Origin of the sequence: Arsukibacterium sp., from assembly GCF_036735525.1 — a bacterium.
In the GTDB taxonomy this organism is placed as follows: Bacteria; Pseudomonadota; Gammaproteobacteria; order Enterobacterales; family Alteromonadaceae; genus Alishewanella.
Genome location: NZ_DAINOE010000019.1, coordinates 11791 through 24658 on the forward strand (window position 1 = coordinate 11791; position 12868 = coordinate 24658).

Below are 12868 nucleotides of genomic sequence, written 5' to 3' on the forward strand. Positions count from 1 at the left end.
AGCGCTAATTACGTAACGCCAGATAATTCGATCAACCCTCTTTTGCCAACCAGTGGGGTCAGGCCTTGCATTTTGCAGTTGTTAACAACTGCAAAATGCAAGGCCTGACACCCCGAGGTGTTTAACGCAGGGTGACGAATTCCTCAGCGCTGGTCGGGTGCAGTGCTACGGTGGCGTCAAAATCGGCTTTAGTAGCGCCCATTTTCATCGCGACGGCAAAGCCTTGTAATACTTCATCCATGCCCTCGCCAATACCGTGCAAGCCGACTACTTTCTCATCTTTACCGGCACACACCAGTTTAAAACGGCTGAGCGCGCGGTGAGGGGTGATGGCGTTGTACATGGCGGCAAAGTTGGAGCGGTATATTTTAATTTTGTCGGCACCGTATTGCTGTTGCGCCTCTGCTTCGGTCAGGCCAATGGTACCGATAGGTGGGTGGCTGAAGACCACGGTAGGGATCAGCGAATAATCCATGTGCGCATCGGGCATGGCTGGATTAAATAAGCGCTCGGCCAACAAGCGGCCAGCTTTTACGGCGACCGGGGTAAGCTGGGCTTCGCCGGTGATATCGCCTACCGCGTATATGCCTTTAATATTGGTATTCTGGTATGTGTCGGTGCGGATATAGCCCTCTTTATCCGTGATGACCCCTGCTGCGGCCAGGTTTAAGCTGTCGGTCGCCGGCTCACGACCAATGGCCCAGATGAGGCAGTCAATGTCATCGAATACCGTGCCGTTATCACAGCTGACACTTAGGTTACCGTTGGCTTGTTTGCTAACCTGAGTGACATTGGTATGGGTTTGCAGTGGCAGTTTATCTTGCGCCATACGCTCTAGCAGCATGTCGGTGATGTCGCTGTCAAAGCTGCGCAGCGGCCTGTCGCCACGCACTAATAATTGGGTGTCGCTGCCAAGGGCATGCAGTACGCCGGCGATTTCTACGGCGATATAGCCTGCCCCCACCACCAGGGCTTTTTTGGGCTGGCTGTTTAGCGCAAAAAAGCCGTCTGAGTCTATGCCATACTCAGCGCCGGGTATTTCCGGGCGCGTGGGGCGGCCTCCGACGGCGATGGTAATGTGATCTGCAGTAATGCGCTCGCCATTGACCTCTACGGTATTGGCATCAACAAAGCGGGCAAAGCCTTCAATAAAGCTAACACCATTGTTGGCAAAGCCTTTTTGATAGCTTTGATGAATGCGCTGAATATAGGCCTCGCGGTTTTTCACCAGTGTGGCCCAGTTAACCCCCTGTTGCTGTAAATCAAAGCCATAAGCCTGGCTATATTTGATGGCTTCGGCGATATGGGCGCCGTACCACATGACTTTTTTCGGCACACAACCGACATTAACGCAGGTGCCGCCGACAGCTTTAGCTTCTATTACCGCTGCGCTGGCACCGCGTTGCGCTGCGCGGTTAGCCGAGGCAATGCCACCGCTGCCGCCGCCGATAGACAGGTATTGAAAATGTCGGGTCATAATGGGTTCCAAAAATTGGCTGGATGATGAAACAGATATAGGGTTGCTCTGCTGATAAAACAAGATAAGGTCGATGGTTAAGCCATGCGTCGCTATTGAAAATCTGCGTCTGGTGCCCAACAATAAGCCTTGAAGCTTGTATCAGGCGATGATTGCTCATGTCGCTACTTTTTTACAACGTCATTACTCACACCGCCATTAAGAGAGCCATTATGTCTGCTGATAATCTGCTACTACAATTTACCGATTTACCGCCTTTCTCAAAAATCCGCCCCGAGCAGGTGAAACCGGCAGTAGAGCAGGCTATTGCCGAGGCTCGTGCCGCGGTAGAGCAAGTGTTAGCTAGTGGTGATTGCAGCTGGCGAGGCTTAATTGCCCGTTTAGAGCACAGTGGTGACCGACTGGCTAAGCTCTGGTCGCCGGTGTCACATTTAAATTCCGTGGCTAATAATCCTGAATTACGTGCAGCATACGAAAGCTGCTTGCCATTGTTATCTGAGTTCAGCACCTGGCTTGGGCAGCATGAGGGCATGTATCAGGCGTATCTGCAACTGGCGCAAAGCGCCGAATTTGCGACGTTAAGCGCGGCGCAGCAGCAGGTGATAACTCAAGCCTTGCGTGATTTTAAGTTATCAGGCATTGGTTTGTCGGCCGATAAAAAGCAGCGCTATGGTGATATTCAGGCCCGGCTGTCTGAGCTGGGCTCCACTTTTTCAAACAACACGCTGGATGCCACTCAGGCCTGGTTTAAGCACATCACCGCTGAGGCCGATTTAGCCGGTTTGCCGGCAGATGCCGTGGCGGCAGCGGCAGAGGAAGCTGCGCGGAGAGAGCTCAGTGGTTGGGTGTTTACGCTGGAGTTCCCCAGCTACATAGCGGTGATGACTTACGCGGATAACCGCGCCTTACGCCAGGAGTTGTACAGCGCTTATTGTACCCGGGCGTCTGATCAGGGGCCAACCGCGGGCCAGTTTGATAACAGCAGCATCATTGAAGAAACCCTGGCGCTGAAACACGAGTTGGCGCAACTGCTGGACTTTAATAACGCGGCGGAGGAGTCGCTGGCCACCAAGATGGCAGACAGCCCGTCTCAGGTACTGGATTTTTTACATGACTTAGCCCGGCGCGCCAAACCGCAGGCACAGCAGGATTTGGCTGAGCTAACCGCCTTTGCCGCCGGGCAGGGCGCCGCTGAATTGTGTGCCTGGGATATCAGTTATTACGCCGAAAAACTGAAGCAAGCCAAGTATGCGATATCTGATGAAATGCTCAGGCCATACTTTCCTGAGCCCAAAGTGGTCAGTGGCCTGTTTAGTGTACTGAATAAGTTGTTTGGGATCAGCATTACCCAGCGCGAGGGGGTGGATGTATGGCATCCGGATGTGCGCTTTTATGATATTACCGATGCACAGGGTGAGCTACGGGGTAGCTTTTATCTGGATTTATATGCGCGGCCGCATAAGCGAGGCGGCGCCTGGATGGATGATTGCCGCGGCCGGCGTTGGCTGAGTGATGGTCAGTTGCAAAGTCCGGTAGCTTATTTAACCTGTAACTTTAATAAACCTATTGGCGGCAAACCGGCGCTGTTTACCCATGATGAAGTGGTGACCTTATTCCATGAGTTTGGCCATGGCCTGCACCATATGCTGACCAAGGTGGATGCTGCAGCGGTAGCTGGCATTAACGGCGTGCCCTGGGATGCGGTAGAGCTGCCTAGTCAGTTTTTAGAAAACTGGTGCTGGGCGCCTGAAGCGCTGGCCATTATATCTGGCCATTATGAAAGCGCTGAGCCGCTGCCACAGGATTTACTGGATAAAATGTTAGCAGCGAAAAACTTCCAGTCAGGCTTGTTTTTAGTACGACAGCTGGAATTTGCCTTATTTGATTTCAGGCTGCATGCCGAATACCAGCCAGAATTTGGTGGCCGGGTGCAGCAATTGCTGGATGAAGTGCGCACTGAGGTATCGGTGATCATACCGCCGCGCTTTAACCGTTTTCAACATGGTTTCAGCCATATTTTTGCCGGGGGGTATGCCGCTGGCTATTACAGTTATTTATGGGCTGAAGTACTGTCGGCGGATGCTTTTGGCCGTTTTGAAGAAGAAGGCGTGTTTAATGCCGATACCGGCCACGATTTTTTACAGTGGATTTTAGAGCGCGGTGGCAGTGCCGAACCGATGGAGCTATTTAAAGGCTTCCGCGGCCGTGAGCCGTCCAATGAGGCCTTGTTGCGACATATGGGTATAGCCGGTTAAGCAGTTAACAAATCATGGATTAATTGCTTATTCAGTGTTGCTCTGTCAGGATTGCTATATCACAGAGGCCTTGCTGACAAGAAGCGGCCCGCCACTGACCAACAACTTAAGTGAGGCACGCATGAACAAGCTTAAAAAAAATGTCGTTAGCCACTGTACGGCAACCGCAGCGCTGTTGCTGTTGGGGCTGAGTGGTTGCCAGCAGGCGGTCTCGGAGCAGGAGACGCGGGTCGCGCCGGCGCCTTTGGTGGAAGCGATAGATCCGGTGGCCAATCCGCTGGCTGCGGTAAAAGCGAGGGATAAACAAATGACACTGAGTGTTGATGCTGATCCAAACGTATTACGTCGTGAAGCGCTGGCACTGATAGGCGATGCCCGTGCTGATGATAACAGCCAGTGCCGGGTAGCGGCCTTTGGCCATAAGCCTTGTGGCGGACCGGCGGGCTATGTAGCCTACTCGACTAAAGATGGCAATGAAGGCGATATTTTGCGCAAAATTGCCGCTTACAATGCCGCTGCCGAAGCCGAAAACATGCGCTTAGGCCGGATGTCTGATTGTGCGGTCGTGACCGAGCCGGCAGTAGAATTGGTCGGCGGCCAATGCAAGCTGGTGCAGCATAGCAGCTACTAGCAGCCTTTAAGGTTTACTCACGGAGTGGTATGAGCAACAGAGCAGAGCCCTTTGCGGCCATTTATCAGCGGGCCTGCGATCGTAAAGGTGGTGCGGCAGCCGTGGCGGCACTGACTAGCCTGCCCTTGTCCAGCGTTGAGCTTGCCCGCTTGCCCGACAGCCTGATATTGGCGGAGCTAAGCAAAAAAGTGTTTCAGTCGGGTTTTGTCTGGCGCGTGGTAAGGCAAAAATGGCCGGGTTTTTGTGAGCTGTTTTTTGATTTTGATATTGAAAAAGTATTGTTGCTCAGTGATGAGATGCTGGAGCAAAAAGCTGCTGATCCGCGCATTATCCGCAATCTGAATAAAGTGTTTACCATTAGGGCTAATGCGCTGATGATGTACGATGTACTGCAGGATTACGGCAGCTTTGCCCGCTTTATCGCTGATTGGCCCAGCGACAACATTATTGGTTTGTGGGCCTATTTAAAAAAGCACGGTGCCAGGCTAGGTGGCAATACCGGCCCTTATGCGCTTAGAGCCATTGGCAAAGACACCTTTTTACTGACGCAGGATATTGAAGCCTATTTACGTGCTTATGGCGTCTTTGATGGTGGCATTAACAGCCAGCGCAGCTTGCAGCAAATACAGCAGCAATTTAACCTGTGGCAAGAGCAATCGGGGCTGAGTTTGCAGCAAATCAGCCAGATAGTGGCATTTAGTGTGGGTGATAACAGCGTAGGCATGCAGCAATGAACCTGCCTTTCACTGTGCCGCTGCTGTGCCATGAGCCAGCGTCTGAGCCTTATGCGCAGGAGCTGTGCCATGTATTTGCGCTTGAACGTGCACTAAAGGCCGATGGTTGGCACTTGTTGTTGCAAGACGGTAGTTTGGGCTTACTGAATAAGCAGTTAGCCAAACAAAGTGCCATAGTGGTCGACTTTGCCAGTGGTGCTGCCAGTTACCGGCGTGCTCATGGTGGCGGAGTAACTGAAGCTATTGCTAAGGCGGTAGGCCTAAATAAAAAGCGTGCTTTAACGGTGTTGGATGCTACAGCTGGGCTGGGCCGTGATGCGTTAGTGCTGGCGAGCCTTGGCGCAAGCCTTACCCTGGTTGAGCGTAACCCAGCGGTGGCCGCCTTGTTATTTGATGGTTTGCGCCGGGCGCAGCAGCATGCTGAGCTAAGCGAGCTCTTGGCGCGGATGCGCTTAAGACATACCTCTGCCCTGGAGGCATTAGCGGACAGCCCGCCGGTCGATGTCGTGTTTTTAGACCCGATGTTTCCACCGCGCGACAAAAGCGCCCTGGTCAAAAAAGAGATGCGCGCCTTTCATGATGTGGTGGGCAGAGACGATGATGCCGATGCGCTGTTAGCGCCGGCACTGAAACTGGCGCAAAAGCGGGTCGTGGTAAAACGGCCGGGTTATGCTGATTTTTTAGCCGGTGCAAAACCGACGATGTCGGTCAGCGGTAAAAACAACAGGTTCGATGTTTACGTCAATAGTGCTATTAGCTGAAGTACAGGCTGGTTTAAGCCCAGAGTGTTGTGGCGTTTTAATTCATTAAAATAAAGGAATGGGATCATGTTAAAAGTAGGCGATAAGTTACCAGAAGTCAGTTTTTCTAAACTGACTAAAGAAGGGGTGTTAAACCCGACTACCAGCCAGATTTTTGCCAATAAAAAAGTGGTGATGTTTGCCGTACCAGGTGCTTTTACGCCTACCTGCTCAGCTGCACATTTACCGGGCTATATTACCCTGGCCGATCAAATTAAAGCCAAAGGCATAGATGAGATTATCTGTGTAGCGGTAAACGATGCTTTTGTCATGAACGCCTGGAAAAAAAGCCAGAATGCAGAAGAGATCACCTTTTTAGCTGATGGTGGCGCCGCTTTTCATCAGGCCATTGGTCTGACTATGGAAACCGGTGAGTTTGGTGGCTTGCGCTCACAACGTTATGCGATGGTGGTCGATAACGGCGTGGTCACACTGTTAAACGTTGAACCGCCAAAAACCTTTGAAGTCAGCAAAGCCGAAGTGATTTTAGCGGCGCTGTAAGTGTATTACCCTCCCGGCATGCCAATGCCAGGAGGGTGTTTCAGTTGCCAGTAGAGCCGTCGTTTTGCTCAAGGCAACTAACAATAGTCCAGCCGTCTGCCCGATAATGATCAACAATATTTGTGCGCAAAGGCCGGTGATCTTTGGTTTTTGAGGTTGCCACATCCATTCTGCCAACCACCTTGCCAAAGTCTGGACGACAGCTCCAGATGCTTTGATCATGCTCCGGATGCGGCGGTACATAAGTTTTAATGTCGCCGTGCTTCAGTGCCATGTAAGACAAATGGATGTCTTCGCCATTTTCCCAATGCAACGGTTGTTCAAACCACATATATTTTAAATGTGTTTTATCCATAAACCAGGCATGCCCAACCAGGTCCACTGCGACAACCTCGTTACTGTGTAAGCCATTCCAGCCTGCTTTATTTTTATTCGAGTAGCCACCTGCTGGCGGTAAAATAACGCCCGAACCACCTAAAATACCGTCATAACCGGCAGCAATAGTGTTGAGGCAACTCTCAAACCATTTAGGTTGCGGTAACACATCATCATCAAAAAATGCCACATAGCGGGTACGCACTAAATTGGCCAGCGCAAAGCGGCCCCAAAACAGATAATTACTGTTGGATACCACTACCCGATCGGCCAGATCAGACACGTCAAGCAATTCTTGTTCGCTGCGGTTGGACCATACCCAGATTTCATCGGGTGGGATTGTTTGTGCCCGCAGCGCGGCAATTTGATCAGGTAAATATTTGGCGCGGCGATAAGCTGTTAAAATGACCGTAATACCGCTGCTTTTAGCTGGTGCCAGCTCGTCGGCATCTTTGTTAAAATGGATGCTTTGCTGCGGTTTTGCCAGTTGCCGTTTCACGCTGCTACCCAAACGGATCCGTAATAACCCCATTACCCGGGTTTGCCACCACCAACTGATGGCGTGTTTCAGGCTTTTTCTTGGTGTTCTGCTCATGCTATGCCTTGCTCTTATAAGATATGACTTAAAAATGTATCTGCGTTATTTATTAAACAAGGCTGCTTTGATACGCCGGTTCATTCTGCGCAGTGCAGATAGCCGGCTTTTTGGTTGATAGCGGCCTTTTTGCACATGGCGGATCAGGTACAGGTTGTCAATTTCAATAGGCACACCATCGGTGCCCAATAACCAGCGAAACGCCCGGTCTTCGTAGGTTTTCACCCATACCGGTTTAGGCCGTTGATAAACACTCAGCGAGTCACAGTAACCACATTGCCGCGCGACATCGCCATGCACTATCTGAATAGGACCAGTGGCTTTTTTGTAATGGCGTAACTTAAATTCGGTGCTACGAATATCACTGTTTAAATCTACCTGCTCGGTCAGTAAGTTGGCATCCGCTTCCAGTAACTCCGTGGCCTTAAGGGTGCGCGGGAACACCAGTAACTGCTGGCGGTTTTGCAACTGTTGCGCCAGGCTGTCCAGGCAGTTCTCAAAAAACAACACATCACAATCGGTAAACCAGACCCAGTCTGCACTGCTGGTTTTCGCCGCCTTATTACGGCCAATGGCCCGGCGTAGCAATTTAGGTGTGGCTAAGGCTTGAAAATTCCAACTGACATTAGGCAGCTCAAGCTGCTGATATTGCTTGATAAGCTCACAAGTTTTGTAGTCTTGCTCTGAATAAAACAGCGTAAAGTGTAAGCTGCAGGCTGTGGGCGGATACTTAGCAATAGAAGCCAGCTGATAAGCTAAAAAGCGCGCGTAATTCCAGCAATGGCTGACAATTTCCAGTTTAAGATGGCCTGAACGCGCGGTCAGTTCACTGGCTTTTGGCCTGTTGTTAATAAACCAGCGGCCCGGCAATAAGCCTGAGGCGGCAAAGCGTAAAGCGAGTTCCAGAGTTCGGCTGAACAGGCTATCTTGTTTAACATCAGCAGGATGATTCATGTAATGGGCCTGATAAATAATGTGATAAAACAGAAATATTAGCTTGAAGCGCTATGCTCAATAAGTGTAGATGGTAAACTTAACCCTAAGCTGATGGAAGCACAAACTACAGGAAATAGCTAAATGCCGGGGTTACAGATTTGATTAGGCTGTTTTATACACTGGCGCTGTATCTGCTGCTGCCCCTGTTATTGCTGTATTTTTTTTGGCGCTCACGTAAAGATCCGGCTTACCGGCAGCGGCTACCTGAGCGGTTTGCCTTTGGCCTGCGCCAGTTACCTTTACAGGCGGGCGGTATAGTAGTGCATACGGTATCGGTTGGTGAGGTGATTGCCGCCACGCCGTTGATCCAGCAATTACGTAAAGATTACCCCAACACGCCCATTACAGTGACCTGCACCACGCCAACCGGCACTGCCACCATCCGCAGTCGTTTTGCTGACAACGTACAACATTGCTATTTACCGCTGGATTACCCGGAAGCGGTAACACGCTTTTTAGCGGCTTTACAGCCAAAGCTGCTCATTATCGTAGAAACTGAGCTGTGGCCAAATTTATTTAGACAATGTCAACAGCAGGCCATTCCTGTGCTGCTGGTGAATGCCCGCTTATCAGCGAGATCGGCGCGCGGCTACCGGCGTTTTAGCTGGCTGACAAAGCCATTACTGAACCAGATTAGCTGTTTACTGACTCAGGATAATGCCAGCGCCAGGCGCTTTAAGGCGCTGGGTTATAACGGTAAGCTGTTGGTGATGGGTAACCTGAAATTTGAACTGGCAATACCCGACACGCAGCACACTTTGCTGCAGCGCTTTGCCCCCGCTTTTGCCGGGCGCTTGCTGTGGGTAGCAGGGAGCACCCATGCCGGTGAGGACGAACAGTTACTAGCGCTGTACCCGCAGTTAAAACAGCAATTTCCAACGCTGATGCTATTTATGGTGCCGCGCCACCCTGAGCGTTTTGATGCCGTGGCCAAATTGGTTACTGGTGCAGGATTAACGCTATGGCGGCGCAGCAGCGACACCCTGCCCGATAACAACATTGATATTGCGCTGGGGGATTCTATGGGCGAGTTACTGGCCTGGTATCAGCTGGCAGACTTAGTGTTTATTGGTGGCAGCCTTATTGCGCGCGGTGGTCATAACCCGCTGGAGGCTATTAGTTTTGCTAAGGCGGTGCAAAGCGGGCCACATATTTTTAATTTTAATGATGCCTACCGGCAATTGCAGCAGCGTCAGGCGGTGAGCCTGGTAGCGGATAGCGCAGAGTTGTTAGTCAATACCCGGCAATTACTGGCAGATGCGCCGTTACGCCAGGCGCAGGGGCAGCGGGCGCAAACATTTTTTTTACAGCAACAGGGCGCAACAGCAAAAAGCTTAGCGGTGATACAAGCTATATGGGGAGCGCGTATGCAGTATAAGACCAAGCAACAAGGCGCAAACCACTTTTGGTACGATGAAGATTTTTTCATAGATATCACTGCCGGGCAGTTTCAACACCAGTGGTGGCAGGCGCAACAGGCCATTGTTGGTAGCTCCAGTGGCCGCAATACCGCTTACTTTGTGCAGCATGATCAGCATAAGTTGGTACTAAGGCATTATTATCGTGGTGGCTTAATCGCTAAACTCAGCCGCGACAGTTTTTTCTGGCAGCCGGTAGCCAAAAGCCGCGCCATGCAGGAGTTTCATTTGTTAAGCTGGATGCGCTCACAGGGGCTGGCAGTCCCCAGGCCGGTGGCGGCACGTTATCAGCGCTGCGGTTTAATGTACAAGGCTGATTTACTGATAGCACTGATCCCGGACAGTCAGGACTTAGCGACGATACTGCAACAGCAGCAGATCACTGCGCAACAATGGCAGGCAGTCGGCAAAGCCATAGCCCAGATGCACCGACTGGGGGTCTATCATTCCGATTTAAACTGTCGCAACATTATGCTCGATAGCGCCGCTAAGGTGTGGCTACTGGACTTTGATAAATGTGGCCGGCGAGAGCCTGGCAAATGGCAGCAACACAACCTGGCCCGCTTAAAGCGCTCATTGTTAAAAGAGCAAGCCAGGTTGCCCGGCTTTTATTGGCAGCTGCAGGATTGGACGGCGTTATTGCAAGGCTATCACAATGATTAAAAACCGCTAAACCCATATATCTTGCGCTTTACCGCAGTTATTTGGTTATTTGCTGCACGCTCAGCCTGCATTCAGCACTTGGTGTATGCCAGCTTCTTTGGTATAACTGACCGCTGGAGGGCATCTATGCGGCTAAATAAAATAATAATAACAATGTATGCGGCGAGTTTTTTTGCGCTGGCAGATCAAACGGCAGACTTTGAACGTGCTATGGCTTTATATCAACAGGGACAATATCAGGAAGCAGCCAGTCTGTTCCAGGATCTTGCTCTGGAGGGTGTGCCTAAAGCACAGTTACAATTGGCCAGATTATACTCATTAGGTCATGGTGTTGAGCAGGACCCATTGCAGGCAGCCTATTGGCTGGAGCAGTCGGCGTCAGGCGGTACCGATTTTATTGACCAGCGTGCAGCACAACGTGATATCGAGCAAGCCGCTGCTCAAATACGGCAAGCTGTGGTTGAGCAGACAGTTGCTGCCAGCGTGCCAGTAGCGGAAGCGACAGCTGATGAGACAACAGTAGCCGCTATAGCCGAGCCTCGCAGTGCTATAGTAGCCTACACGGGTACGGTGGAAGCACTGCCTGTTGGCCCCTCTAACCCCGCTACGGTATTACGTCTGCAGCAACAGCCTGATGACGTCCCGGAAGAAGCCTTAGTCACGGAAGTGGCGCAGGCAACTGAGCCACAACTACAGCAGGCGTCAATAGCCGAAAGCACTACCGCTATTAATCCGGCCCCGGAGCAAACCAGCTCGATAAGCTTAGCCAATGCCAATTTTGCTACCGGCATGCGGGCATTTCGCCGGCAAAACTATTCTGAAGCCTTTGAGCATTGGCTGCCACTGGCAGAAAATGGCGATACAGATTCCCAATTTAATTTAGCGGCGCTTTATGCCAATGGTCACGGTGTGCCAACAGATTATGTTAATGCTGCTTACTGGTTTACCGCAGCTGCTGAGCGTGGCATGGCTGCTGCGCAATACCATTTGGCTACCTTACTAGCCAATGGCAGAGGTATTTCACAAGATTACACTCAGGCGGTCTATTGGTACAAACAGGCTGCAGAGCAGCAGCATGTGTTGGCTCAATATAATCTGGGCTTTATGTATGGCAGTGGCCGTGGGGTAACGCAAGACGATGCTGCCGCAGCCAGGTGGTATCAATTAGCTGCAGAGCAAGGCGATGAAGATGCGCAATTTGTGTTAGGTAACCGCTACTTACAAGGCCGTGGCGTGGCAGCAGATGTCAGTCAGGCTGTAAACCTGCTGCAACAAGCTGCAGCGCAGGGGCATGCGCGGGCGGCTTGGCAACTGGCGTTGTTGTATCAGCAAGGCAATGGTGTGCCGCAAAGTGATGAGCGCGCATATAACTTTTATTTGCTGGCTGCTGATCGCGGACTGCTGCAAGCGCAACGTGAAGTAGGCGTAAGCTTATTACAAGGTCGGGGCGTTCGCGCCAATACCAGCCGGGCGCAGGAATATCTGGAGCGGGCGGCAGCACAGAACGATGCCGATGCCAGTTACTATTTAGGTATTATGCTGAGTGAAGCGCGTGGACGCAGTCAGGATTTACCCAGGTCGGTTGAGTTATTTAAGTTGGCAGCGAACCAGGGCTCTGCCTTAGCGCAATATCAACTTGGCCTGAGCTATGCCAATGGTAACGGCATAGCTGCGGATGAGGTGCAAGCCTTTAATTGGTTGCTAAAAGCCGCTGAACAAGGGCATGGCCCGGCGCAATATTTGGTGGGGTTGCGCTATGCCAACGCGCAAGGGGTCGCTGGAAATGACAAGCAAGCAGTGCATTGGTATCAGCAAGCGGCAGCGCAGGGTGAGCTTTATGCCCAATATAATCTGGGCTTTATGCACGGAGCGGGGCGAGGTGTGCCGCAAAGCGACGAGCAGGCGGTATACTGGTATAAAAAAGTGGCTGAACAAGGTGATGCTGATGCGCAGTTTAACTTAGGCTTACGCTATGAGACTGGCCGCGGTGTGGCGCAGAATGATGAACTGGCGGTGTTGTGGTTTCAAAAAGCGGTAGAGCAGAACCATGGCCGGGCCAGAGCGCATTTAGGCTGGATGTACGAAAAAGGCTATGGTGTGCCGCAGGACGAACGCCGGGCTTTTCAGTTATATCAGCAAGCGCGTGAGGCGCAGGTCCCCAGAGCTTTAACCGCACTGGGCTTGTTTTATAAAAATGGCCGCCAGGTGAGGGCCGACGATAAAATAGCGGTAGAGTTATTTGCTCAGGCCGCCGCTCAGGGCTACTCAGTGGCGCAATATAACCTTGGCTGGATGTATGAAAATGGCCGCGGTGTGGCACGTGATTTAGTTAAAGCCCGCGATCTGTTTCAGTTAGCCGCAGCGCAAAACGAGCCTCTGGCCCGCGCACAATTGCAGCGTTTGTTAAGCCCTTGATGTAAGTT

Annotated in this window: 10 protein-coding genes; 7 read left to right on the forward strand and 3 right to left on the reverse strand. The window is 51.5% G+C overall.

From position 1 onward, the window contains the following. Nucleotides 1–121: 121 nt before the first annotated feature. Nucleotides 122–1477 carry a glutathione-disulfide reductase gene (gene gorA / locus V7D78_RS05695; protein WP_333607473.1) on the reverse strand — a complete coding sequence of 452 codons (1356 nt, stop codon included), beginning with the start codon at nucleotides 1475–1477 and terminating at the stop codon, nucleotides 122–124. A 212-nt stretch (nucleotides 1478–1689) separates the two neighbouring features. Here gorA and prlC point away from each other — a divergent pair, with 212 nt between their 5' ends. The 5 genes from prlC (at nucleotide 1690) to V7D78_RS05720 (ending at nucleotide 6398) form a co-directional block, all read left to right on the forward strand. Next, entirely contained in the window at nucleotides 1690–3732 is a 2043-nt protein-coding gene (gene prlC / locus V7D78_RS05700; RefSeq protein WP_333607498.1) for an oligopeptidase A, read from the forward strand. A gap of 121 nt (nucleotides 3733–3853) precedes the next feature. Beyond that, the gene (locus tag V7D78_RS05705; RefSeq protein WP_333607474.1) at nucleotides 3854–4363 is read left to right on the forward strand and encodes a hypothetical protein; all 510 of its coding nucleotides are present in this window, start codon (nucleotides 3854–3856) and stop codon (nucleotides 4361–4363) included. 29 nt (nucleotides 4364–4392) lie between these two features. Beyond that, nucleotides 4393–5097 carry a DNA-3-methyladenine glycosylase I gene (locus V7D78_RS05710; protein ID WP_333607475.1) on the forward strand — a complete coding sequence of 235 codons (705 nt, stop codon included), beginning with the start codon at nucleotides 4393–4395 and terminating at the stop codon, nucleotides 5095–5097. Continuing rightward, entirely contained in the window at nucleotides 5094–5858 is a 765-nt protein-coding gene (locus V7D78_RS05715) for a class I SAM-dependent methyltransferase (RefSeq protein ID WP_333607476.1), read from the forward strand. Before V7D78_RS05710 ends, V7D78_RS05715 begins: the two co-directional genes overlap by 4 nt. A 66-nt stretch (nucleotides 5859–5924) precedes the next feature. Further along, nucleotides 5925–6398: a peroxiredoxin gene (locus tag V7D78_RS05720; protein ID WP_333607477.1), complete on the forward strand. Its 474-nt coding sequence runs from the start codon at nucleotides 5925–5927 to the stop codon at nucleotides 6396–6398. Between the two features lie 40 nt (nucleotides 6399–6438). Here V7D78_RS05720 and V7D78_RS05725 read toward each other — a convergent pair whose 3' ends face one another. Both V7D78_RS05725 and V7D78_RS05730 read right to left on the reverse strand, forming a co-directional pair. After that, nucleotides 6439–7368: a glycosyltransferase gene (locus tag V7D78_RS05725; protein ID WP_333607478.1), complete on the reverse strand. Its 930-nt coding sequence runs from the start codon at nucleotides 7366–7368 to the stop codon at nucleotides 6439–6441. A gap of 45 nt (nucleotides 7369–7413) precedes the next feature. Beyond that, on the reverse strand, nucleotides 7414–8322 hold the full coding sequence (locus V7D78_RS05730; protein WP_333607479.1) for a glycosyltransferase family A protein: 909 nt from the start codon (nucleotides 8320–8322) through the stop codon (nucleotides 7414–7416). Nucleotides 8323–8462: 140 nt separating this feature from the next. On the opposite strand from V7D78_RS05730, the gene waaA reads away from it, so the two are divergent. Both waaA and V7D78_RS05740 read left to right on the forward strand, forming a co-directional pair. After that, a complete protein-coding gene (waaA, locus tag V7D78_RS05735) occupies nucleotides 8463–10445 on the forward strand; it encodes a lipid IV(A) 3-deoxy-D-manno-octulosonic acid transferase (protein ID WP_333607480.1) in 1983 nt (660 codons plus the stop codon). A 126-nt stretch (nucleotides 10446–10571) separates the two neighbouring features. Then, the gene (locus V7D78_RS05740; RefSeq protein WP_333607481.1) at nucleotides 10572–12860 is read left to right on the forward strand and encodes an SEL1-like repeat protein; all 2289 of its coding nucleotides are present in this window, start codon (nucleotides 10572–10574) and stop codon (nucleotides 12858–12860) included. Nucleotides 12861–12868 lie beyond the last annotated feature (8 nt).